Here is a 24863-nt window from a genome sequence, read left to right on the forward strand (position 1 = left end):
CCGTGTGGCGATGGCACTTCTTCGCCAGCATCGTCGTCGTACCCGTCCTGCTCGTCCTGGCCACCACCGGCCTGATCTACCTACTCCGGTTCCAGCTCGAACCGCTGCTCCACCCCGACCTGCTCAAGGTCGAACAACCTGCCGGGATCGACTTCCAGCAGCCGTACAACGCCCAGCTCGACGCGGCTCAGCGCGCCTATCCCGACGCCACCCCCACATCGGTGGCCGAACCGCGGTCCGCGGACCGGCCGACGGTCATCACCGCCGAGATGCCCGACGGGACCGCGCGCGAGATCTACGTCAACCCGTGGGGTGCCGACGTCCTCGGCTCGATGAACCCTGACACCACTCTCAGCGGGTACGCCGTACGCCTGCACGCCGACCTCATGGCCGGTGCGTGGGGCGACCGGCTGATGGAGCTCGGCGCCTGCTGGGCCCTGGTCAGCGCCCTCATGGGCTACTACCTGTTCTTCCGCGGACGACGTGCCCGGGCCCGCAAACCCAGGTCGCTGCGGTCCTGGCATGCTCGCTTCGGTGTCGTCGCCGGCATCGGACTCCTCACCCTGCTGGTGTCAGGCCTTCCCTGGACCGGGTTCTGGGGCGGCCAGGTCCAGGAGCTCGCCACCAAGCAGGGCACGTCCATGTGGAGTCTCGACCACGGCGCCGAGTCCGACCCCGCATCCACCCTCGACGAGTCACTTCCGCACAGCCACGCCGTCCCGTGGGGTGCCGGGAAGACCGAGGTACCGCGCTCCGAGGGGGAGGGCCACGAGGGGGCGGTCGCGAACGTCGACACGGCCATCGAGGTCGCCGACGAGCAAGGACTACGGCATCCCATGACTGTCGCGCTGCCCGACGGCGACGACGGCGTGTACTCCGCCATCGGCTACGCCTTCGATGCACCTTCCGACGAGAAGACCGTCCACGTCGATCGGTTCGGTGGTCAGGTCGTCTCCACGTACGGGTACGACGACTACCCGCTCCTCGCGAAGGTCGTGTCACAGGGCATCGGCCTGCACGAAGGACGCTCGCTCGGTCTCGTCTCGTTCTGGGCGTCCATCTCGATGTGCGTGCTCATCATCGCGTCGTGCGTGACCGGGCCGTTGATGTGGTGGCGCCGACGCCGACGCGGCGCCGGACTCGGAGCACCCCGCGGACGGATGCCCGTCACCGGGAGCCCATGGCTGCTGGTCGGGCTGCTCGCCCTGGGCGTCTTCCTGCCGTTCTTCGGCATCACCCTGCTCGTGGTGCTCCTGCTCGACAGGTTCGTCGTACGACGCGTCCCCGCCCTCGCCGGGTGGTTCAACACCCAGTAGCCCACAGCATCAGGAAGCGGCCCTCTCCCGCGGAGAGGGCCGCTTCTGCTTTCCTGGCCGCTGGTTCGGGTGCCAGCTCGAGAATGACGCGGAGATGACCGTTCTCGTGCGCTCGTTCCCAGCGCCCGCGCTCCAGCGGATGATGAGGTGATGTGTGGTGCACGAAGGCACCTGCCCATGAGGAGAGCGAGGACGGCCCATGGTGTTGCGGTCCGTGCTCACGGCCCTTGCGGCGGCGACGCTCTCGTGCGGTTCGCTGGTCGCCCCCGCGCACGCTGAGGGCGTCCACACGCTGAGCGGGCCGGCCACCGACGATCCCGACGTCTATCTCACCTACGTCGACTGCAGCAACCTCTTCAGCCCCGGCACACCACCGGCGTCGCGGCTCAACCTCGGTCCGTTCAGCGCCCCGATGGGCCAGCGGTCGCTGGGGCTGGTCCCGACCGCCCCCGGCAGTGCGTCCGGGCCGGTCGTGTGGTTCGACTCGCTGGCATCGGTCCAGGCGACGTTCTCGGTCGCGTCGACGCAGGGCAGCGCCGGGGTGTCGTACGTCGTGGTGATCACGCCCGACACACCTGCCGGGGCCGCGTGGCTGGCGCGGACCCCGCTGGCCGCGCCGAGCGGTGGCTGGTCCCAGGTCTCGGCGGCCGTGCTGACCTACGACTGGACGCTCGTCGACCTCACGTCCTACGCCACGGTGGCCGACGCAGGCCAGGCGACACCTGCCCAGTTCGCGGCCGCCCACGGCGACGGAGAGGGGCTGGTCGTGTCGGGGTTCGGGTGCGACGGCCGCGCGTTCAACCTCGACGCCGTGCAGGGCGCCGGCTCGACGTTCGACTTCGAGGGCCTCGCCCTCGACACGTCCATCTCGGCCGATCGCGCAGAGGCGGCGTCGGGCGACGTGGTGTCCATCACCGGCCGGGTCACCGACGCCCACACGCGGGTCATGGGCGACCCGCTCGTGCTGGAGTCCCGAGCGCCGGGCGGGGCATGGGGCGCTGTCGGTGGCAGCGTGCTCGCCGGCGCGGACGGCGTCGCGCAGGTCGACGTACCCGTCGCCGAGACGACCGAGTTCCGCTGGCACCGTCCAGCGAGCCAGTACGCCGACGAGGGTTGGTCGGACGCGGTGACAGTCACGGTCGCACCACCCGCCTGAGCCGTCGTACGCCCTGCGGTGCAGCGTCAGGCCGCGGGCTCCACGGCCTTCGCCAGCTGCAGCGGCTCCGGCGCTGCCGGCTCGCGCACCTTCTCGTGCGTCGGTAGGACCATCAGGACCAGGGCACCGCCCTCGGCCGACCGGCCCGCCACCAGACGCCCACCGTGCTCGCGGACGACCTCGTCGACGATCGCGAGGCCCAGCCCTGACTTGTGGCTCCGCGCATCGTCACCTTGCTGGCCCAAGGCATCGATGCGGTGCTGGTTGACCGACTCGAGCTGGCTCGCCGAGAAGCCGGTGCCCGAGTCGGCGACGCCGAGGCAGACCTGGTCGTCGATGCGGACGCCGACCAGCCGGATCGTCCCGTCCGAGCGGGTGTGCCGCAGGGAGTTCTCGATGAGGGTGTCGAAGCAGGCGCGCAGGCGATGGGGCGAGGCCTGGATGAGCCCGGCCCCCGGGTCGATCTGCCAGTCCCGCTGGGCGACGGCCGACCACCGTGCGAGCACCTCTGCCATGAAGCCATCGCCGCTGAGGGGCTCGAGCGCGAACTCCTCCTGCATGCGCATCATGCGGATCAGGCGCTCGCTGGCTCGACTCAACCTGTGCAGCTCGTCGCGCGCGACCTGGACGTCGTCGCGCGCGTTGGAGGGGGGCGAGGTCGCGACGACCAGGTCGAGGTAGCCGCTCGCGATCGTCACCGTGGTCTTGATCTCGTGCGAGACCAGGCCGGCCATGAGCTCGCGCCGCTCCGCCCGGTCGCGCTCGGCGCGGCGGACCTGGTCCATTGCCTCGAACGCCAGCACACGCTGGTTGACGTGCCAGATCATGCAGATCACGAGCATCGCCATCAACGGGATCTCGGTGGTCTCCTCGAGCGGGATGATCCCGCGCAGCGCCCGGTCGACCAGCACCACGCCGGTGATGGCGGCGTAACCGATGACGGCGGTGATGGCCCAGCGCAGTGGCCACGGGTAGAGGCCGTAGGCGAGGCCGAGCGCGATCCAGCCGACGTGGTAGGAGACCGTCTCCCCACCAGGGAAGAGGAGCATCAGCCCCAGGCACGCCATCGCCAGGACGACCCAGGGCAGCAGGAGGCCGTCGCGCCGCTCAGTGTCACTGCGCATAGAAGCAGTACCCCACGCCTCGGACGGTCTCGATCGGCGGGTCCATCAGCTTGTTGCGCAGCCGACGCACGCAGACCTCGACCAGGTTGGTGCCGGGGTCGAAGTCGAGGCCCCACACGTCGTGGAGCAGCTCGTCGCGTCCGCACACGTCTCCGCGGCGCCGCATGAGGTGGGCGAGCAGGCCGAACTCCCGTGCGCTCAGCACGACATCGCGCTCCTGGACCTGGGCCCGTCGCCGGTCGAGGTCCAGGGTGACCCCGCCTGCGCTGAGGAAGCGCTGGTCGGTCCGGTCGACGGGTGCTGCCACGTCGATGTGCCGACGCACCCGCGCGGTGAGCTCGGCCACGTGGAACGGCTTGCCGACGAAGTCGACAGCCCCGCGGTCGAGCGCCTGGACGCGGGCTCCGACGTCGGAGACCGCGGACAGCACGATGACGGGCGGTGTCGCCGGGCGGGTCCGGAGGGCGTCGAGCACCTGCAGCCCGCCGAACCTCGGCATCATCAGGTCGAGGAGCATCATGTTGACGGCCTGCACGTCGAGCGTCTCGAGCGCAGTGCGGCCGTTGCTGGCGGTCACCACCCGATGGCCCTCGTCGGTGAGGAATCGGGTGAGGAACGTCAGGACGCGGGGTTCGTCGTCCACGGCGAGGATGGTGCCCATGCTGCCCCCAGGAGTGCCAGGTGGCGTTGTGCCACCCTTCAGGTTCCTCCTGCGGCGCCCGGTCGTCCTGACCAATACAGGGTATCTGCGTACACCATCGCGTCACGACACGTCGAAGGCGTCGACGTCGAGCGCCGGCGAGGTGCCGAGGCCGGCCGCCGTGCCGTCGAAGTACGTCGACCAGCTGCGGCCGCGGAGCACGACGACGTCCTCGTCCTGCACGTCAAGGGCGGTGCCTCCGCTGCCTGGAAGGACAAGGGCCGGGGTGGAGAAGGACACGTGGATGCTGGATCCATCGACGTCGACCCCGTCGACCCTGGCCTGCGCCGGGACGCCGTTCCTGCTGGCGTCCAGCACGCGCGTGAACGGAACTCGCGAACCCGGGCCGTTCCAGCGGTAGACGTCGGCGGGACCACCGGGCGACGTCACCGAGGACGGTGCGCCACGCGACAGGGCGAAGTAGAGCCGGCCGCCCGACACCGCTGCCCCGACCAGGTCAGCGGCGGCCGGCACGCCGTGCTCGCTCCCGTCGAACCACAGTGACCAGCGTCCGCGGTCGAGGCGCACGACGTCCTCGTCCTCGACGACCAGGTCGCGGCCCGGTCGGGGCAGCACGACGCGGGTGGAGAAGGACAGGAAGGCGTGGTCGGCGTCGACCCACTCCAGGCCGTCGACGTCGGCATTCCGCGGCACCCCTGCCGAGGAGGCGTCCCAGGCGAGGACGTGCGTCGCGCCGGTCCAGCGATAGATATCGGCGTCGTCCGGATCGCCGGTCGCCAGTGGTGGCGGTTCAGCCCCGCTCGTGGAGAAGAACAGCGGGGGAGGTGTCGGCTCCGGCGTGGGAGTGGGTGTGGGAGTGGGAGTGGGAGTGGGGGTGGGTGTCGGGGTGGGTGTCGGCGTGGGTGTCGGCGCCGCTGTGATGTCGAGCTGTGCCTGCGCGGTGTGGGAGGCGGCGCCGCTCGTCCCGGTGACGGTGAGGCTGCGGGTGCCGGGCGTGGCGTTCGCGGCCGTGGTGACGGTCAGCCGCGACGCGCCGGCGCCGGTGATCGTGGGCGGGGAGAAGGACCACGTGCCGTCGGACGGTGCGAGTCCGTCCAGCTGCAGGGTCACGTCGCCGCCGAACCCACCGAGGGACGTCGTCGTCACGTCGTACGTCGTCGCGGTGCCCGCCGTCACGGAGGCGGTCGGCGGGCTGAGGGTGAAGCCGAAGTCGGGCGCCGGCAGGGGAGCCACCGACTCCCACGCGGCGGTCGCGTCCACGAGTCCTGCGCCGTAGGTGTCGTCGGGGCCGGCCGGTCCCAGGTCGTGCGCGGTGCTGAGCAGGGCTTGCTGCTGCTGGTCGGGGGTCAGCCCCGGAGTGCCGCCCAGGAGGAGGGCGAGTGCACCGGCGACGTGCGGTGCCGCGGCGGACGTCCCGCTGACGGTCTGGTAGTTGCCGTACCGGTCCGCCGTGCTCACGCCCACGCCCGGCGCGACGAGGTCGGGGAACGGGCGGCTGCGCCCGCCGCAGGTGGAGGGTCCGCGGCTGCTGGCCGAGTAGATCAGGGAGGTCGACGACACCGCGCCGACGGAGAGGGCCTCGGGGTAGTTGGCGGGGCTCACGCTGCTGCCGGCGCCGGGGCCGAAGTTGCCGGCCGCGAAGACGGGCAGGATCCCTGCCGCGCGCAGTGCCTGCACGTCGGAGCGGAACGACAGGTCGCACCCGGGGCCGGAGCCCAGCGACCACGAGGCGTTCACCACGCGCGGTGCATCGGCCGTGCTCGGGTCGTGGTCCGGGTCGAGGACCCACTGGAAGGCCTGGTGGACGGCGGTGGCGGTGGCGGCTCCTGAGTCGTTGAACACGCGGGCGGCGATCCAGCGGGCACCTGGTGCGGTGCCGATCGACGTACCGCCCTCGTCGCCACCGACCATCAGGCCCATCACTCCGGTCCCGTGCCCGGTGAGGTCGGTGGGCGTGGCGTGCTGCCCGTAGGGGTCGTACCAGCTGTTGGTCCCGCCTCGCCACCGTCCGGCGAGCGCAGGGTGGGTCGCGTCGACACCGCTGTCGAGGCTGGCGACCACCACGCCCTGCCCGGTGGCGCCGTGGTCCCACAGCGTCGGCGCGGTGATCGCTGCCTGGTTGGGGGTGGGGCTGCCATAGGCGGGGACGAGGGCCACGTCGTCCTCGACGACGCTGCGGACGTCGGCCCGCGCTGCCAGCTCGGCCACCAGCTCCGGGGTGGCGGTCACCGAGACCGCGTTCGTGATCCAGAGGGGCGTCACCGCGGAGACCTCGCCGCGGGCCGCGGCGCGGAGCAGGTCCTGCATCAACGGTGCCTGGGCGGTGGCTGCATGGGTCTGCAGCTGCTCGACGGCCTCCCGGAGCCGGTGCCGGCGGCCACCGTCGACACCGGTGAGGTCCGCGCGACCACGCAGCGTGAGCACGACGGTGACCAGGTCGGTCCTCTCGCTCGCGTTGTCGCGGGCCGGGCCCGCGTGGACGGTCGGGGCGGCCGGGGTCGGTTCGGCGGCGAGGACCACCGCCACCGACGCGAGGGTCGCGACGATCCACGTCCTCATCGACCGCTCCCCACGAGCTCCGGCTCGGCACCGAGCGGCTCGGGCGCCGCGCCGCCGCCGGTGCCTCTCCCCGCTCGCCTCGAGCGCCGGGCGGCGAGCACCGCCCCCAGACCGGCGAGGAGCAGCAGCGCGACCAGCGTGGTCACGGTCCGCAGGGGGGTGAAGGAAGAGTCGTCGGGGTCAGCCACGCGCCAGGGTGCACTCATCACGACGTCCGGCATCCCTGGTCGAGCCACCGCCACCGTCGCCGTCCACGTTCCAGGTGCAGGCCGGGCGACCCGCGCCTGGTACGACCCCACCTCGAGGATCTTCATCGGGACGGCGGCCTGTGACGCGCCGGGACCGCTGATGGAGACGCTCACGCCGTTGACCGGGGCGGGCTGGGGAACGACGGTCGCCCGCACCCGCACGAGCAGCGTGACCTCGTCGGATCCGCCGGGTAGTGCCTCGAAGGTGACGTAGAGGCCGTCGATCTCCTCGTGGTGCGGGGTGGTCGACACCTTGGCCGCGGCTGCCTCGGCAGCTGTCGGGACGGAGGTCATGAGCGCGGCGACGCTGACGCCCAGAGCCAGTACGACGACCTCGGCGAGCACGACGCCCGCTGGGCGAGGACGCCAGTCCGGACCTCGGCCCAGGGCCCTGCCGACGTCGGCCGCCAGACGGGGGTGGACGACCACAGTGTTGATGCCGGCGAGGGCGAGCGCGCCACCCGCGAGCACGACCTTGGTCATCACGGACCAGCCGTACACCGACGACGAGAGGGCGCTGACGGCCGGCACGTGGATGCCCATCTGCAGCAGCCCGGTCGCGATCAGGACCACTGTGGCCGTCGCCGCCATGGAGCTGAAGCCGCGCCACACCGCCCGGGTCGCAGGGTCGCGCAGGTCGACCCGGCGGGCGCGTCGGCCCGACAGGCAGACCACGAGCACGGCCAGCCCTCCGGCCCAGACCCCTGCGGCCACGAGGTGCGCTGCCGAGGCGAGCACGGCGACGACCGAGCCACCGGAGAGCGCGGACGCGTGTCCGGACGCGCCCTCCAGGAGTGCGGCCACTCCGAGCAGGAAGAGCGCGCCCAGGCGCACCCGGGGGTCGGCCTGGGCGCCGTGCCGCAGCGAGGTCGCGACCAGCACCAGTGCCAGCACCAGCACCGCTTGCAAGGCTGCCAGGTTGTGCCCCCACTGCGTCCCGACGACCACGTCCCACGCCTCGGCGAGCCACACGCTCGTCGGGTTTCCCGGGAGCCGCGTCCGTGCCAGAGGAGTGAGCACGCCGGCCCACAGCGAGGTGGTGACGCCGAGGAGGGCGAGGAGCGTGGCACGTCGTCGTACGGCGATCCCGGCGGGTCCCAGCGCTCCCAGGATGCGTCCGGAGACCGCCAGCGCGCCGATGGCCAGCACGAGCCCGGTGAGGTCGAGCACCCGCGCCGCCAGCGGCAGGGCACCGGGGAGCCGGGCGCCGCTGTCGGCGAGGATGTCGGGACGGAGGCCGGCTCCGAAGGCGAGCGAGCCCGAGAGCGGGTGCCCGTCCGCGAGCGAGATGACGCGCCACTGCAGCTCGTAGGTCCCACGGCGCAGCGCGGCGATGTCCAGCCGGATGACGGTGTTGTTGCCGTCCACCGCGCCGATGCGCAGGTCCACGCTGGTGCCGTCGTCACGGTGGAGGTCGAAGCGGCTGGCGCTGGCACTGATGGGCTCACCGAACCAGAGCGTGAGGTAGTCACGTCCGGGAGCCACCATGCCGCCGTTGGGTGGATCGGAGCGGTCGAGCTCGCTGTGTGCCTGCACGGGGCCGGGCGACAGCACGACCACGGCCACGGCGGCCAGCACGCACCCGACGCGGCCCCACCACCTGCGAGCGCCCCCCATCACGTCCGGCTCCTATCCCTGCACGACCAGGTGCTGCATGCGGAGTTCGCCCATCACGAGAGTGACCTCGGCGCCCTTGTGGACGGCGTTGTGGGCGTTGGCCATGAGGAAGAAGTAGGTGCCGCCGAGCCTGAGCTCGGCGCCGTGGTGGTGGGGAGCGGTCTTCATCACCAGGGTCTCGCCGGTGTCCTCGACCACGAAGGCCGGCGCGAGCGAGGGGTCGTGGTTGATCCGGTCCGCCTTGTCGGGGTCGACCACCTGGTAGCGCAGCTCGATCAGCCCGCCTGCCGCGGTGACCGCGACCATGTCGACGTCGATGCCGTACGCCGCTGCCAGCCCGTCGGCGTCGACGAGCGTGGTGCCCGACCGGATGTCGGCCCGCTGCTGGCTCCACGCCCGCCAGCCGAGTGCGCCGCCGAGGAGCACGAGCGCCAGGACGAGGACGAGCACGACCGGACCGCGGTGACGTCGCCGGGGCGGCGCCGTGGTCTCCGGGTCGTCCGGGAGCTCGGTGAGTGTCGCTGTGGTCATGTCGGCCTCTCGTGCGAGGAGTGGACCGCCCGCCCGGCGGTATGGGGGATAGCCGCCGGGCGGGAGGGGTCAGGGGAGGTCGAACGCGTCGATGTCGAGCGCGTTCGAGGTGAGGCCGTGCCCGGTCCCGTTGAAGTAGGTGGACCAGGCCGTGCCGGTGCGGTGGATGACGTCCTCGTCCTGCACCGCGCCCAGACCGGGCACGGTGATGTCCGAGCTGAACGACAGGTACAGGTGCTGCAGGCCCTGGTAGGCCAGGCCGTCGAGCTCGGCTGCCGCCGGCAGCCCGGCCGAGCCGGGACCGGAGGCGTCGAATACCCGGGTGTAGGAGTTGCCCGGCGCGCTCGCGTTCCAGCGGTAGACGTCGGCGTCGTCACCGGCGCCTCCGGCACCCGGCGGGACGGCGGTGTTCTGGGTGGCGAGGTAGAGCGTTCCTCCCTGGATGGTCATCGGGCCCAGGTCGAAGGCACCACCCAGGCCGTGGGCGCTGCCGTCGAACCACCGCGACCAGGAGCCTGCGTTGTAGTAGACGATGTCCTCGTCCGGGACGGTGTTCGCCAGGCCGGGTACCGTCGTGTTGCCCGTGAAGGACAGGTAGAAGTGGGTGGCGTCCACCCGCACGAAGCTGTCCACGTTGGCGCCGGCCGCGATGCCGTAGGTGCTCAGGTCGATGGCCCGCGCGTGTGCGGTGCCGTTCCACCGGAGGATGTCGGCGTCGTCGGCGGTTCCGCCCACTCCCGGCGGGTTCGCGTTGCCGGTCGTGGAGTAGTACAGCGGGGCCGTCACCGTCAGCGGACGGGGGGTCGGAGCACTCCAGTTGCCGGCGGCGTCCCTCACCCTCACCTGCAGGGTCGTGGTGCCTTCCGGCAGCAGGCTGGTGTCGACGCTGGTCGACAGCGCTGCCGGAGAGGCGCCGGAGCCGTTGGTGAACGCCGTCCCGCGGCCCGCGCCGGGGTCGGCGCCGGTGAACCACTCAGCGGCTGCGATCGCGCTGGCGGTGTCGGTGGCGGTGAGGCTCAGCGTCGCCGACAGCCCACCCTGGGTCGGGTTCGGCGTGACCGTCAGCCCGCTGACGGCCGGCGCCTGCTTGTCGACCACCAGGGTGGTCGTGCCCACGGTGCCCCAGTTGCCGGCGGCGTCACGGGCGTGCACGGAGATGGTGTGCGGGCCGTCCGGGAGCTGGCGCACGGTGGTGAGCGGGATGTCGGCGTAGCCCCCCTCCGAGGTGTCGTTGAAGAGCCCGTCGCTCGCGATCAGCGGGATGCCGCTGCCGTTGGCGCCCACGGTGTCGATGAAGGCCTCGGCCTTGGTGATCGCACTGTTCAGGTTGCTCGAGACGGGGTCGGACATCGTCGCCACCATGACCCGGAGCGCCGGCTGGCCGGAGTTGTAGGCGAGCGTGCCGTTGTTCGGCGTGGGGGCCACCGTGACACCGGTGGTCGTGGGGGCGGTGTTGTCCACGGAGAGGTTGACCGAGATCCAGTCGCCCCAGTTGCCCTGGGCGTCCTGGCTGCGGATCGTGATGACCCGTGCTCCCTCGGCGAGGGTGTCGACGGTCGCGCCCGGGATGGTGGCGTCGATGCTCGACACCGGTGCTGCGGTGCCCACCGTCATCGGGACTGCCGTGCCGCCGTCGATCGAGTACTCGGCGGCCTGGATGTCGGCGTTGCCGGACGCGCTGTCGTCCGCGGTGGCCGAGATGACCACGCCGCCACCGCCCGTGCGGATCAGCGCAGGCGTGAGGGTCGGGTACTTCGTGGTCGGGCCGCCGGTGTCGTTGCCGTCCACGAGGACCGACGTGAGCGGTCCCCAGGTGCCGCTGGCATCGCGCCCGCGCACGTAGAGGACGTGGTGCCCGGACCCGAGCGTGACGTCGGCGGTCACGGCCTCGGTCGGGCTGTCGAAGGCACCGTCCTGCGCGGCGAGCGCGACGGGCGTGCCGCTGGCGTCGTCGACGTACAGCTGGGCCTCGGCGATGTTGGCGCCACCGCGGCCGGCGTCGCTGACCGTCGCGGTGAGCGTCCCGGACGCCACGGCGGCGTTGCGGGAGACCGGGCCGGTCGCATCGGGGCCGGCAGGGAGGTTCGCGCTGACCTCGACGGGGGCGAGCATGCCGCCGAAGCCTCCGGACGCGACGTTGCTGTTGTGGAGCAGCAGGCTGCCGTCGTAGAGCGACATGGCGACGGCGACGGACGACTCCGGAGCCTTCACGAGGGCGTCCGCGGTCTGTCCGGGCCCGATCGTCTCGGCGACATAGCGCCGGGCGTCGGCGAGGCCGCTGCCGTCGAGGCCGACGACGGTCTGCCCGGCCCCGAGGACGGACATCGAGTGGTACTGGGTGCCGGCGTTGACGTAGCGCAGCAGCAGCTGGTGCCCACCGGTCGTCGCGATCGGCTGGGTGTTCGGGTGCGCCCGACCGTTGATCAGGAAGTAGCGCGGGCGATAGCTCCGCATGTCGAAGGCGGCCGGGTCCGGCGCGTTGTTGAGGGCCGGGTCGATCTCACCGAGGACCAGCACGGACTCGTCGTCGAAGCCCGTCGCGGGAGATCCGTACGCCGTTGCCGGGGCGCCTGCGGGCCGCACGACCAGGGCGCCGTAGAGGCCCATCGCCACCTGGTGCTGGGCGTTCGGGATGGGCGCTGCCTCGTAGAGGTACGTGCCCGGCTGGTCGGCGGTGAAGGTGTACGTCCGCGTGCCGCCGGCAGCGACCCCCTCCAGGTCCGGGGGCAGCTGCTGGCCCTGGAAGAGCAGCCCGGTCCGCTCGGTGAGCTCGTTGTGCAGGGTGAGCGTGACCTCCTCGCCCTCGGTGACCTCGAGGACGGGTCCTCCGGGTCGGGCGACGGGGGCGTTGGTGGAGCTGTAGCCCCACACGTGGACCGCCTGGCCGCCGGGCAGGACCGCGTCGTTGCCCACCACGGCGTAGAGGTCCAGGGTGACGGCGGCCGCCGCGGGGGTCGCGGGGACGGCCACCAGGCCGAGCAGTGTGAGCGCCAGCGCAGCGAGCAGCGCTGCGGACCGGGTCCGGGTCGTGGTCGTGTTCATCGTCGCGCCGCCTCTCAGGACCTGCAGTGGTTGGAGCCGGGCGGATCGATCCGCATGTACGTGATCGGGCCGGTCATGTTCGCTCCCCACGAGGTGATCTGGAAGAGCGCGTGGTTGTGGCTGATGATGTAGAACTCGCCGCACTGGTTGAGCGTCTGGACGCCGGGCGGGAGTGCCTTCTTGCTCCCCAGATACGGGGTGCCGCTGTAGAACGTGCCGATCGAGCTGTTCGACAGGTCGGGGACCGTCACCGGCACGGGGTTCGCGGCGCTGTAGTCCTCGGCGTCGTACCACCTGAAGATCACGTCCCAGGTCTGTCCCGGCCCGATGTTGATGGCGAACTTCTCCATCGAGAGGTCGTTCCCACCTGCGTTCTCCAGGGGCTGCCCGTCACGCCCGACCACCAGCCCGTTGTTGCCGTGCGGGTGGAACGGGTAGTCCTCGGTGCCGACGTTGAGGTAGCGCGCCATCCCGGGGAGCGGGTGGTCGGTGGCGTCGTAGCCGTAGATCTGGGCCAGCGCGCCGTAGGGCTGGGTCGGCAGCCAGGAGGCACCGTTGTCGGCGATGCTGTCCGGGAAGCCGCGGCCGTTGATGAGCCAGTAGCGCGGGTGGTAGTTGTTCATGTTGAACGCCCGCCCCTGCTCGACGCGCTGGTGCTGGTAGGGGTCGATCTCGGACAGCAGGACCATGAACTCCTCGTCCGCGTTGAACTGGGTGTCCGCCCGGTTGTAGGCGTGGTCCGCCCCCATCGCCGGCCGCACGATGAGCGCGCCGAACAGGCCCATCCGCACCTGCTTCTCGGGGTTGGTGCCCGACTCGTAGAGGAAGGTCCCCGGGTGGTCGGCGGTGAAGGAGTAGGTGATCGTGCCGCCGTCCGCGGGAGCGGGGTCGGTGAGCGAGGTGACCAGGCCGTCGACGTCGCGCTGGAGCTGCGCGGGCACGCCGTCGGCGAGCACGTCGGTCTGGCCCGGGAAGGCGATCGACGACGGGTCGGGGAGGGTGTTGTGCAGGATGACGGTGACCGAGTCGCCCTCGTTGACGCACAGCACCGGGCCGGGGTGCTGGAAGGCGTCGAAGCCGCTCGAGTAGCCCCACATGAAGGCGGTGTTGCCGTCCGGCAGGCTGATGTAGCCGGTCCTGGTCGTGATGTTGAAGATCTTCTGGCCGCCGGGTCCGGCCTCCGGTGTCGTGCACACGATGCCGACAGGAGGCATGGACGACGGCGCCGCCGAGGCGCCGGTCTGCTCGATCGCCGCGGACCCGAGGGTCGCCAGCGCGGCCACCGGGAGGGAGGCTGCGACGAGGCGGAGCCGGCTCGACCGGGTGAGGTGGGTGCTCATCACTGGACCGCCCATTCGTTCGGGTACTGCTGGGGACTCAGGGCTCCGGCCGGATGCACGCGCACCTCGGTCGCCTGGCCGCCGAACCCGCCGGGAGCCAGGTTGTTCGACCGGGTGTACGCCCGGTTGTAGAGCAGGTAGGTGTCGTACCCCTGACCGCTCGTGCCGCTCCCTCCGGTGTGGGCGGGAGCGGTGAAGACGACGTCGTAGCTCTCGCCGGGGCCGATGTTCAGCGTCTCGGTCTCGTACGACGTGTCGGTGCCGTCGCGACCGCGCATCGGGGTGGCGTCGCGTCCCACGACCCGCATCCGGATGCCGGCCAGGGACATGGCCTGCTCGCGGAAGCCGAGGTTGGCGAACCGCAGGGCGACCCGCTCGCCGGGCTGGCAGGTCACCAGCGACGAGTGCGGCTGGTACTTCAGGTTCGGGTGGCCGGCCGGCGCGATGAGATCACCGTCGGCGTCGTGGACGGGGTGGAACGGGTCGATGGAGCCGTTCGGCGCCAGGGTGTCGGGGTAGACGCGCCCGTTGAGGAGGGTGAAGTCGGCCTGGTAGTCGCTCCACTCGGGGAGCTGGATGTGCGCGTCGGCCCAGTGCGCCTCGGCCCACACCTCCGAGAGGAACATGGCGAACTCCCGGTCGAAGCCGGTCGAGCCGTCGCCGTCGTTGTAGAGGTAGCGACCGCTCGGGTAGAGCGTGGTGTTGCCGTCCTGGAGCGGACGGACGAAGACCAGCCCCGTCATGCCCATCTGCACGTGCTCCACGTCCTCGACGTGGCAGTGGTACATGTACGTGCCCGGGTCGCGCGGGCGGTAGACGTAGGTGAAGCTGCGGCCGCTGGGCACGGCCACCGACCCCGACGGCTCGCCGTCGAAGAACGGGATGACGTTGCGGAAGCCGTGCCAGTGGACGGTGTGCGCGTCGAACAGGTCGGGTCGCAGGGCCAGTCCGAGGTTGGTGAGCTGCACCCGGAAGTCCACCGGGTGGTCGGGGTCGAACTGGTCGACCCAGAAGAGCGGCGCCGAGTGCTGGGCGTGGTTCTTCTGCGCGGACCGCTGCAGCGTGGTCATCCCGGTCACGTTGCGGAACCCGAAGATGTAGGTGGTCAGTCCGTCGGGTGCCAGCACGTCCGGGTGGAACGGCGGGATGGCGGGCGTGGGCGGCAGGTACATCCACCCGTCCGTGCCGCCCAGCGCCAGGTCGGGCGGCAGGTCGGCGGCGACCGCAGCCTCCGGGAGGAGGAGGCGACCCCGCCACGCCACGGCGCCGACCGCGGCGGCACCGCCCGCGAGCTGGAGGAAGCGTCGTCGGCCGAGTCGGGCCCCGGTGGCCGCGTCCGTCTCGCTGGAGAGCCCTGCAGTGGAGTGGTCGTCCATGGGGCCACCTGTTCCCTTCGGGTGTCGGTGCTGCGTGGTCATGGCAGGTCGATCGCGTCGATGTCGAGGTCGGCGCTGGCATCGAGGCCTCGAGCGGTGCCGTCGAAGTAGACGGACCAGGCGCCGGCTGCGTAGTGGACGACGTCCTCGTCCTGCACCGTGCCGAGACCGGGGACGGTCACCGTCGCCGTGCTGAACGACAGGTCGAGGTGCGTGGCGTCCGTGACGTCGACCCCGTCGACGTTCGCGCTCGCGGGCAGCCCGGCCGCGGAGGCGTTGAAGACCCGCGTGTAGGTGTTGCCCGCGCCTCCGGAGTTCCACCGGTAGACATCGGCGTTGTCACCCGTGCCACCTGCGCCGGGCGGCGTCGCGTTGGTCGTGGAGAAGTACAGCGTCCCCGACTCCACAGAGATGTCCCCGACATCGGTCGTGGCCGGGAGGCCGTGGGCGCTGCCGTCGAACCACAGCTGCCACGTGCCGGCGTTGTAGTAGACGACGTCGTCGTCGCGCACCGTCAGGTCCGGGCCCGGCCGGGCGATGGTCGTCCCGGTCGAGAAGGACAGGTAGAAGTGCGTGGCGTTGACCCGGGAGAACCCGTCGACGTCGGCTCCCAGCGGCAGGCCGTACGGTGATGCGCTGGCGTCGACCGTGCGGGTGAAGGCGGTGCCGTTCCACCGGTAGATGTCGGAGTCGTCGGCGGTCCCGCCGACCCCGGGCGGGTTCGCGTTCCCGACGGTCGAGAACGAGAGCGGGCCGGCCGGGGTCGGCGGTGGGGGTGCCGAGGCGCCGCTGGCCTGGGAGATCGCGTCGATGTCCAGTCCGGCGTTGCCGGAGAGGCCGTGGGTCGTGCCGTCGAACGAGACCGACCAGGCGTTGGTCGAGAAGGAGACGACGTCCTCGTCCTGCACTCCGTTGGCGGGAAGTCCGGGGACGCTGGCATTGTCGTTGGAGAAGGACAGGTGCACGTGTGTGGGGTCCACGTACACCAGGCCGTCGACCTGGGGGTTGGTCGCACTGCCAGCGGCCCCGGAGTTGGGGAGGTTGTAGGGAGCAGCGGTCGCGTCGATCACGCGCGTGTAGCTGGATCCGCCGTCCCACCGGTAGACGTCCGCGTCGTCGCCGGTGCCGCCGGCACCCGGCGGGACCGCGGTGTTCTGCGTGGTCAGGTAGAGGGTGCTCCCGACCACGCTCGTCGCTCCGAGGTCGACACCGGCGGCCGTGAGCCCGCGGGCGCTGCCGTCGAACCACAGCTGCCACGAGCCGGCGCTGTAGTAGACGACGTCCTCGTCCCCGACCTGTCCCAGGCCCGGCAGCGACACCGTCCCGGTGAACGAGGCGTAGAAGTGGGTGTCGTCGACCCTCGAGTAGCCGTCGAGGTTCGCCCCGGCCGGCACGCCGACGGCGCTGGCGTCCCAGTGACGGGTCGTGAGGGTGCCGTTCCACCGGTAGACGTCGGCGTCGTCCGCGGTGCCGTTGACGCCGGTCGGGTTCACCGAACCTGCCGTGGAGTAGAAGAGCTCCATCGCGGGCGGCACCGTGCCACCGCCCACCTCGTCGGAGCCGGCGTCGAAGCCGCCGCCAGCCGGTCGGCTGTCGTCGTCGATGTCGGTGCCGGGCGCCGAGAGGCTGGCCGGCGGCGCCTGGTAGGCCGGGACGGCGGCGCTCGCGGTGCCGCGGTTGCAGGCGGGCGAGGCGGGGCAGCCGGTCAGGTGGTAGTCGCCGAGCTGGTCGGCGGGCGCCTCGACCGCGACGAGCGTGGCGTCGACGAACGCGGGGTTCTGCCGCCAGGCCGCGAAGCTCACGGAGAGGTCGTACGGCGCCTGCACGGCGGGGTCGTCGTTGCTGTTGGTCGCGCTGGGCGTGTACGGGTGCATGCCCTGCGCCTGCTGGACGATCGAGCTCGTCGGGGCGAGCTCGCCGGTGCCGTCGGAGACCCCGAGGTCCCAGTGCTCGATGGCCGACGCGTCACCGGCGACCCCGATCCCGGTCACGGTGTTGCCCGCCCGCGTGCCGGCGCGGTTGTCCCAGAAGATGTTGTTGAAGAGCAGCGGCTTGCTGAAGGTCGGCGACCCGTTGGGCAGCGTGCTCTGCAGCTGCTGGCTGTTGGAGGTGGTGGAGAGCCCGGCCGGCGCGGGGGAGCCGTCCGAGGTGACGGCGGTGGCCGTCGTGAGGTTCTTCATGATCGTGTTGTTGTAGATCCGCACGTTGGGCGCGTCGTCGAGGGCGATGCCGCCGCCCTCGTGCGTGGAGACGTTGTTGACGATCGTGTTGTTGTAGACGTTCATCGCGTCGGTGCCGCCCGAGCCACCGGCCATCAGGAACCGGATGCCGCCGCCGTCGTCGTTGGAGAGGTTCGCCTGGATCTGGTTGGCGTAGATGTCCACGGCCCCGGTGCCCGGGGAGAGCGCGTTCGGGTCGGCAGGCAGCTGGCCGGCCATCATGATGGCGCCGCCCTCGTCGTTGGCGTGGTTGAAGGTGATCCGGTTGTGGTCGATGCGGCCGTTCGGGCTGCGCCCGTAGACGCTCACACCGGCGCCGTACTCCAGCGAGAAGTTGCCGCAGATGTCGTTGCGCGACACCTGGTAGGCGTCCGAGCCGGCGAAGAGGCCGATGCCGCCGGCGAGGTTGGTGCCGGCGTTGTTGACGATCCGGTTGTCGGTGATCCGCACGTTCTCGTTGTGCTGGTTGGTGTCCGGTGCGGGCAGGTCCGGGGTGCCGAGCCGGATCGTCCCGTAGGCCCCGCCGTTGTTCTCGACCACGTTGTTGGTGATCTGGAGGTTGCGCACGTAGGCGTTGGCGAAGACCGCACCGCCTTGGGTGGTGATGTTGGCCGGCAGGCCGGTGGGTGCGCCTGTCTGGTTGTTGATGTTGCCGGGGAAGCCCTGCTGGTCGCCGCCGCGGATGTCGAAGCCGTCGATGGCGGCGGGGAACGCGCTGGTGAACTGGCGGGCGCGCCCGGCGGCGTTGGTGGCGTTCTGGGAGGCGAGGAGGTAGATCACCTGTCCGTCGTTGACGTCCTGGTTGCCGTCCCACGTCATCGCGCCGAGCTTGGTGTACCAGTCCGTCGCCAGCTGGGTGTCTCCTGCGAAGGACGAGCCGTCGATGATCGAGCCGGGCACGAACGTGGTGCCCTGGAAGCCGCCCGGGCCGACGCCCTGCAGCTTGACCGGCGAGGCCATGATCAGGTTCTCGTAGTAGGCACCACGCGGGTTCAGGCGCGGGTTGTTGGTCGAGGGAGTGCCGGGGTAGACGACGACGAGGTCGTTGCCGCTGTTGGTGAAGCCGGCGTCGAGAGCGGCCTGGATCGTGGCGTAGGTCCTGCCTGGGCCGACCTCCCGCACGGCCGGGTTGTAGCCCTGCCCGAGGACGTGGAACGTCAGGCCGTTCGCCGTGTGCTGGCCGTTGTTCCCGGTGATCCGGAGCGTGTGGGCACCGGTCGGCGTGCCCGGCGGGACCGTCACGTCGATCGCCGTGCTCGACCAGTTGGTCGTGGGCAGGGCGACGCCGTCGAGCGTGACGCTCCCGGTGCCCTGGGCGGCCCCGAAGCCGGTGCCCTCGATGTGGACGGCCCCGGACCCGTTGACGTAGGGACGGCTGACGGCGAACAGCTGCGGCGTGCCCCCACCCTGCGGGCAGGTGACGGGGACCAGCTGCCCGGTGCCGGGACGACCGATCGTGGTGCCGACCTGGGTGACCGCGAGGTCGGTGGGGATGGTGACCCCGGGAAGCGCCTCGAACTCGGTGGCGATCGTGCGGTAGCGGGGATTGAAGTCGGGGTTCAGCGATCCCGGCACGCCGGGGTCGTTGCCCACGAAGCGGTACATCCCGCCGCACACGCCAGACGGGGTGGGACACGAGATGTGGTTGGACGACGGCAGCAGGACATCCCAGAAGCCGTTGTAGTCCGACTGCACAGTCGTCACGAGCTGGTTGTCGAAGTCGTAGATCCCGACGGGGACGAAGGCTGCCCCCAGCTTCTCGCCGTACGCCGTCGACTTGATGTCGGCAGAGAAGTTGACGTCGTCGATGATCAGCCCGCGCAGGCGCGAGGGCACCGGGACGTCGGTGAAGACGTTGAACATCGGCACGACGGACTTGCCGTTGCTGACGGTGACCAGCTTGGTGCCGCACCGCGGCCGCTGCGTGCCCTCGTACGGCGAGCCGCCGAGGTCGACGAAGGTCTGGTTGCGCACGGCGTCCGGGCCGTCACCTCCGAAGGCCGGGTTGGGGCTGCCGTCGGGAAGCTCGGCGAGGTCGCCCTGGGCATCGATGCCGGCGACGTCCACCGTGTGGAGGGGTCCCGCGCACGCCGGCGGCGGGATCTGCGGGACGATGTCGTTGCCGTTGCCGATGTTGATGTCCTCCTCGGAGGTCACCTTGTACATCGGGCTGCCGGTCTCGTCGTCGGGGATCTCGACCGCGACGAGGTAGTCACGTGCCTTCAGCGAGGTGAACTGGCCGCCCACGCACTCCGGGGCGGAGGGGTCTGTCGCGTCGAGCGTCCCGTTGAAGCAGCCGTCTCCGAAGCCGTAGTTGCCGTTGACCGCTGCGCCGAAGTTGGCGTCCGGGGTGCCCTGATCGGTGGGGTACGTCCCGAACTGCACGCTCTGCGAGAACGCCGGGATGCAGATCCCGTCGGTCTCCTGGTTGCGGGCGAGCACGTCCTCGTCGACGCCGTGGACCAGCGCGACGCCGTCCAGGTCGCGCGCGGTGCAGCCGCGCGGCTTCTCCCAGGTCTCCGACAGGTAGCTGTTGAGCAGGGCGCCGCGTCGGTAGGACCCGTCCGGGTCGAGCTCGTGGTTCTCGTCGGCGTCGCACGGGACACCGGGGTGGGTGCCGCAGTCGACGGTGTCGTAGAGCATCACCGGGATGTCGGGGACACCGGGCTGCCAGTCCTCCGCAGCGGCGTAGCGGGGGTCGAGCTCGTTGCGGGTGGTGTCGTAGGTGATCGAGCCGACGATGCCGCCGTTGCTGGGGTCGACGGTGCCGTTGGGCGGGCCATAGGCGTGCACCCCGAAGTCGATGGTGCCGCCCAGGCCGATGATGTTCAGGGTGCTCACGTCGACGCCGGCACCCTTGACGGTGGTCGGTTGGGCCTGGTTGTCGGCCTGGTAGGTGACGCCGGTGGTGTAGAAGGAGTCGCTGTAGGCCTCCAGCACGGTCCAGCCGAACTCGCCGAGCGGGTAGGCCCCGTCGAGGCTGTAGTAGCCGTTCGCGTCCGTCGTCACGGTGGTCATGCCGCGGTCCATGAGCGAGTTGTCCCGCTTGCGCAGGGTCAGGGTGAAGTTGGGCACCCCGTTCTCACCGGCGTTGCGCACGCCGTTGCGGTTGGCGTCGTTGAACACGAAGCCGGAGTACTCCGTCCACCAGCCCGTCATCGGCACCGTGCCCATCTCCACGGTGCCCCCGTTGCTCACCGTCACGGCCTGGAGCGCGAGCAGGTTGTTCTGCGCCTCGTCCCACCACGTCAGCGTGTAGTCGCCGTCGGGCACGCCGCTGATGTCGAAGCGACCGTCCTCGCCGGCACGCCCGACCCACACGGCCTGGTCGCCGTTGCCCAGGTCGGAGAGGGACAGCCAGGCGTCCGTGATGGGTCGCTGCACCTTCGACCCGGTGTAGCCGTTGTAGAGGTCGAAGATGCCTCCCTTGGGCGGGACGTAGTGCAGGGTCCGCATGACGCGCCCGGTGATGTGGCCGTTCGCCTGGGGGTTCAGCGGCTGGCCGTCGCGCGTCGGCACGGCGAAGCCGAAGAGCGGCGCGGGCACCGCCTCCCCGGCGAGCACGAACTCGGTGTCGTAGCCGGTGGAGCCCTCCATCACCCATGTGTCCCAGTCGTGGTTGCCCTCGAGCGTGGTGGTCTGCACCCACTGGGACGGGTCGCCGGCCTGGGCCGGACGCGGGGTGACGTACTGGGTGTAGCGGTTGGTGCCCATGTGCGGATACGTCACGACGCCGTCGGCGTCGCTCACGCACTCGCCGCCGATCTTGTCGACGACGGGGAGCATGTCCTGGTCGAGTGATGCCAGCGGGATCTCGTGGGTGACCGGGTCCTCGTCGACGTACGTCGTGCAGAGCGGGTTGCCGTAGACGTCGGTGCTCACCTCGCCGAGCACGTCGTTGAGGTGCCCGACGAAGCCGGCGAGCGGTCGGTCGCCGGCATCGTACGCGCCGTTGGTGGGCGCCATGTCCTCGAACACCTGGCCCCTGACCGTCGAGTCCGGCAACGGCATCGGCTGCACCTGGACCGGCACCGGAACGGTGTCCGGCAGGGGCATGGTGAAGTGGGCGCCGTCGAGCTTGAACCCGTCGGCCAGCACCGAGACGAGGTAGTTGCCGTCGGGCAGCGTGAGCCCGCCCGCGAGCGTCGTCTCGTCGCCCTGCGCCACGATCGGTGCCTGGTCCGGAGCGGCGTTGAGCGAGGTCCAGCCGCACGACGTCGGGTAGTCGTCAGCCGCGGTCGAGCACGGGCCGGTCGGTGACTTCTGGTTGGTGTCGCCGGTGGTGTCGCGGTTGACGATGAAGGTGAACTGGTCGACCGCGTCGCCCTTCTGCACCCCCGCGCCGCCGAGCGCGCGCGGTTCGGTGCGCGCGCTGGTGACCGCGAGCACCAGGACGTTCGTGGGTGCCGCGTCCGCGGTGACGGCAGGCAGGACCGTGAGGCCCGCCGCGCCGAGGGTCACGGAGGCCAGGACCGCGAGGGTCCGCCTCCCGACTGCCGTGTGGAAGCGGCGTCCGGTGTCCGTGCTCGTCGTCCTCTGACCGCGCATGTGCGTCACCCCTCCGGGAGCGTGGGAGATTCCCGGCGGTCACGGTCTCGCCGGGCCCAGCTCGGACGACGGTTCCTTGCAGCGGCGTCACGGCTTTGTCATGAAGTGATCATCTTCGTGGCGCGCGTGAGCGGGACCAGCGAGCGAGGTGGACCAGACCAACGCGAGACAGCGGCGCTCGGGAGCACGCCCGGGCGACGATGCCGGCAGTCAGCCGACGAGGCGCAGCGCCAGCTGCGGGCACGCGCGCACCGCTGCGCGGGCGTCGGAGAGCAGTTCCGCGGTCACCGTGCCGGTGACGACCGGATATCCCCACTCGTCGAGGTCGATGACCTCGGGCAGCAGCTCGTGGCACAGGCCGCGTGCCCGGCACGCCGGCCAGTCGACCCGGATCGTCGACGTCACGACGCCCGCCCGTCCGCGTCGAGGGCGCGGCCGCAGCGCCCGTGCAGGTGGGCCTCGACCTCGTCGGCCAGCGTCGTGAGTGCGGTCCTCACCAGGCGCGACGTGCCGTCGGGGTGGGCGCAGGCGCCACGTCCGGTGACGAGGCCGGTCAGCCGGGAGAGCCGTGCGGGGTCACCGTGGCCACCCACCACGGCGCGCAGCTCGCGAGCGATCGCCGGGAGTCCGTTGACGCAGGGCCCGCAGCGTCCTGCCGACTCCCCGGCCAGGTAGGCCGCGACGTCGGCGGTGAACGCGAGCGGGCAGGTCGCAGCATCGGCGACGTGCACGACTCCTGCTCCGAGCGGGATGCCCGCCGCGAGCATCTCGGTCGGCGAGACCCTCATCGAGGAGAGGGTCTCCCACCTGGTCCAGCTTCCGTGGAAGCCTCCGACGAGCACCTCGGTCCGGGGGGCGAGCGGGCGGATCACCTCGCTCCACGGAGTCCCGAAGGCGACCTCGTGCACCTCGGGCGTGGTGGCCGACCCGGTCCGGGTGAGGGTCACGAGCGTGGAGCCCGGCTCGACCTGGGTGCCGAGGCGGCGGTAGCTGCTCGCCCCGCCGAGGGCGAGCAGGCCCACCTGCGCCCAGGTCTCGGCGTTGGACAGGAGGGTGGGTCGTCCGGCGAAGCCCGAGAGCGCTTCCGGTTCCCAGGCGGTGACCGGGAGGTTCGGGCGGCCCGACATCAGCTCGATCACGGCGCGGGACTGTCCCGACACGAAGCCGTGGGTCGTGGTGTGGACCCGGATCCGCATCCGGTCGTCGCGCTCCTCGGACGCGAGATGCATCGCTGCCTGCACCCGGACGCGCTCACCGGGCAGCACGACGTGGATCTCACGGGCCCCGAGCGCACGAGCAGCCGCGACCGCGCCGTCCAGGACCAGGTGCGGGCGCGTCAGCGCCAGGGCCATGTCCTTGGCGCTGGCCGGCTCGCCCTCTGCGAAGTTCACGACCACGACCGGCCTCCGGCGCCGGGCGACGGTCTCGAGCTTGGTGGCGAAGGGGAAGGCAGCTCCGCCGCGGCCGCGCACGCCGACGCGCCCGACGAGGTCCTGCAGCACGTCCAGGCCGATCCACGGCAGTGCGCCGAACTGGTGGCGGTGCGCCGCGAGCGAGGGTCCTCTCGTCAGCCCGGCCAGGAGTGCGGGGCCGGGAAGCACGGTGATGTCGTCCGGCAGGGGGACTGGTGATCTCGCAGCCAGCGTGCTCGTCATGCCGACCTGCCCCACGTCTGGCCGGCCACCGGCGGCGCCGGGCGGGCCAGGCGTACGACGAGCGACAGGGCGACGACCACCACGCAGGCGGCAGCGGGGACGACGGCGAGACCGTCGAGGGAGGACAGGTCCGTCCCGATCCCGACGGAGTGCACGACGGCGACGACCCAGGCCGCCCACGAGAGCAGGTGCACCGAGCGCCACGCCCGGAGGCTGAGCCGGGTCCGCAGCAGGCTCGTGACGGTGACCGCTGCGACCAGGTCGAGCGAGAGCGTGCCGAGTCCCAGCCACAGTGGTTCGTAGCTCGCACCGACCGGCACCACGGCCTGCCACCAGCGGATGTCGACGTACTCGTCGACCACGGCGGTGACCACGTGGGCGAGCAGCATCAGGACCGACAGCAGCGCGACGTTGCGGTGCAGTGCCTGGCTGACGAAGCGGGGCAGGCCGCGGCCGGGACGCCCGCCGATCGACAGCACGCCCAGCGCCACGCTCACCGTGAGCAGGACCAGCAGCACGACTCCCGTCGAGCGGTTGAGGTACCAGAGCAGCGGGCCGTCGGTCATGCAGCGTCCTCGTCGGAGGGCCACCCCGCCGTCGTCACGACCTGGCCGTCGCTGCCGACCAGTCGCGCCGTGACCTGACGGGCAGCGAGCCATGCGGGGGCGTCGGTCCCCAGCACGACCGCCGCGGTGCTGGCGGCGTTGGCGGCGGTGCACGTGGGACCCGTCGTCGTGACGGTGCGCCACACCTCACGGGCCGGCCGTCCGGTGCGGGGATCGAGCAGGTGGTGGAGGCGGGTGCCCGCACGGCTCCAGCGCCTCACCTGGGTGCTCGAGGTCGCCAGCCCGCCGCCGTCCAGGGTGACGACGACGTCGGGGTCCGACCCGGGTCGCTCGCTGACCGCCACCGGCCACGAGCCAGGGCCGGCTATCCGTACGTCGCCTCCGACGCTCACGATTGCCGGGGTGTCGAGGTCGCGCTCGATCGCGGTCGCCACCAGGTCGGCCGCCCAGGCCTTGCCGGTCGCGCCGAGGTCCAGGGCGGTGTCGTCGGGGATCCTGATCGCGCCGCCCGGGTCGAGCTCGATCTGCTCCCAGGCACGCGGGTCGGGCGGTGGCGTGCCGAACGGGCTGCCGCCGAGGTCGACGAGGGCGTCGAAGTCGCGGTCGTAGCCGAGCTGGACGAGGTGGCGTCCCAGGAGCGGGTGCACCAGGCCGTCGGTCTCCGCGGCGGCGTCGACGGCGACGGCCACACCGGCGACCAGCAGCGGGTCGACGGCCACCCAACGTCCGGGGTGGGCGTTCACCACCGACAGGTCGGAGTCGGACCGGAACCGGCTGCAGACCTGGTCGACGTCGCGCAGCACCAGCTGGGCCAGTCGTTCGACCCGCTCGAGGAGGACGCGGTCACGCACGGCCACGAACGTGTAGGTGCCCAACGCGGTGAAGGTGGACCACGTCGCGCCCAC

15 protein-coding genes are annotated in these 24863 nt (G+C 71.5%); 2 read left to right on the forward strand and 13 right to left on the reverse strand.

Annotation, left to right across the window (positions count from 1 at the left end):
• The first annotated feature begins 2 nt into the window (after positions 1 to 2).
• Together J2X46_RS12485 and J2X46_RS12490 are read left to right on the forward strand one after the other, a co-directional pair.
• On the forward strand, positions 3 to 1316 hold the full coding sequence (locus J2X46_RS12485; RefSeq protein WP_310250890.1) for a PepSY domain-containing protein: 1314 nt from the start codon (positions 3 to 5) through the stop codon (positions 1314 to 1316).
• Positions 1317 to 1515: 199 nt separating this feature from the next.
• Complete coding sequence (locus J2X46_RS12490; protein WP_310250891.1) at positions 1516 to 2472, forward strand: hypothetical protein; 957 nt, start codon at positions 1516 to 1518, stop codon at positions 2470 to 2472.
• A gap of 26 nt (positions 2473 to 2498) precedes the next feature.
• On the opposite strand, the gene J2X46_RS12495 is transcribed toward J2X46_RS12490, so the two are convergent.
• The 13 genes from J2X46_RS12495 to J2X46_RS12555 form a co-directional block, all read right to left on the reverse strand.
• Positions 2499 to 3596: a HAMP domain-containing sensor histidine kinase gene (locus J2X46_RS12495; protein WP_310250894.1), complete on the reverse strand. Its 1098-nt coding sequence runs from the start codon at positions 3594 to 3596 to the stop codon at positions 2499 to 2501.
• A complete protein-coding gene (locus J2X46_RS12500; RefSeq protein ID WP_310250897.1) occupies positions 3586 to 4239 on the reverse strand; it encodes a response regulator transcription factor in 654 nt (217 codons plus the stop codon). The genes J2X46_RS12495 and J2X46_RS12500 overlap by 11 nt, the downstream gene beginning before the upstream one ends.
• Positions 4240 to 4359: 120 nt before the next feature.
• Positions 4360 to 6816, reverse strand: a complete 2457-nt coding sequence (locus J2X46_RS12505) for a S8 family serine peptidase (protein ID WP_310250900.1) — start codon at positions 6814 to 6816, stop codon at positions 4360 to 4362.
• Positions 6813 to 8681, reverse strand: a complete 1869-nt coding sequence (locus J2X46_RS12510) for a copper resistance protein CopC (RefSeq protein ID WP_310252055.1) — start codon at positions 8679 to 8681, stop codon at positions 6813 to 6815. The genes J2X46_RS12505 and J2X46_RS12510 overlap by 4 nt, the downstream gene beginning before the upstream one ends.
• Before the next feature lie 12 nt (positions 8682 to 8693).
• Complete coding sequence (locus J2X46_RS12515; RefSeq protein WP_310250905.1) at positions 8694 to 9212, reverse strand: hypothetical protein; 519 nt, start codon at positions 9210 to 9212, stop codon at positions 8694 to 8696.
• 69 nt (positions 9213 to 9281) lie between these two features.
• Positions 9282 to 12254 carry a multicopper oxidase family protein gene (locus tag J2X46_RS12520; RefSeq protein ID WP_310250908.1) on the reverse strand — a complete coding sequence of 991 codons (2973 nt, stop codon included), beginning with the start codon at positions 12252 to 12254 and terminating at the stop codon, positions 9282 to 9284.
• Between the two features lie 14 nt (positions 12255 to 12268).
• Positions 12269 to 13594 (reverse strand): multicopper oxidase domain-containing protein, encoded by a 1326-nt coding sequence (locus J2X46_RS12525; RefSeq protein WP_310250911.1) that lies wholly within the window; start codon positions 13592 to 13594, stop codon positions 12269 to 12271.
• Positions 13594 to 14970: a multicopper oxidase domain-containing protein gene (locus tag J2X46_RS12530; protein WP_310250914.1), complete on the reverse strand. Its 1377-nt coding sequence runs from the start codon at positions 14968 to 14970 to the stop codon at positions 13594 to 13596. The genes J2X46_RS12525 and J2X46_RS12530 overlap by 1 nt, the downstream gene beginning before the upstream one ends.
• A gap of 38 nt (positions 14971 to 15008) precedes the next feature.
• The gene (locus J2X46_RS12535) at positions 15009 to 21737 is read right to left on the reverse strand and encodes an SdrD B-like domain-containing protein (protein WP_310250915.1); all 6729 of its coding nucleotides are present in this window, start codon (positions 21735 to 21737) and stop codon (positions 15009 to 15011) included.
• Positions 21738 to 21947: 210 nt separating this feature from the next.
• Positions 21948 to 22142: a ferredoxin gene (locus J2X46_RS12540; RefSeq protein WP_310250916.1), complete on the reverse strand. Its 195-nt coding sequence runs from the start codon at positions 22140 to 22142 to the stop codon at positions 21948 to 21950.
• Entirely contained in the window at positions 22139 to 23392 is a 1254-nt protein-coding gene (locus J2X46_RS12545) for an NADH-ubiquinone oxidoreductase-F iron-sulfur binding region domain-containing protein (protein ID WP_310250918.1), read from the reverse strand. The genes J2X46_RS12540 and J2X46_RS12545 overlap by 4 nt, the downstream gene beginning before the upstream one ends.
• Positions 23389 to 23958, reverse strand: a complete 570-nt coding sequence (locus tag J2X46_RS12550) for a ferric reductase-like transmembrane domain-containing protein (RefSeq protein WP_310250920.1) — start codon at positions 23956 to 23958, stop codon at positions 23389 to 23391. The genes J2X46_RS12545 and J2X46_RS12550 overlap by 4 nt, the downstream gene beginning before the upstream one ends.
• Positions 23955 to 24863: an FAD:protein FMN transferase gene (locus tag J2X46_RS12555; protein WP_397214192.1), complete on the reverse strand. Its 909-nt coding sequence runs from the start codon at positions 24861 to 24863 to the stop codon at positions 23955 to 23957. Before J2X46_RS12555 ends, J2X46_RS12550 begins: the two co-directional genes overlap by 4 nt.

It is taken from the genome of Nocardioides sp. BE266, assembly GCF_031457855.1.
Lineage (GTDB): Bacteria > Actinomycetota > Actinomycetes > Propionibacteriales > Nocardioidaceae > Nocardioides.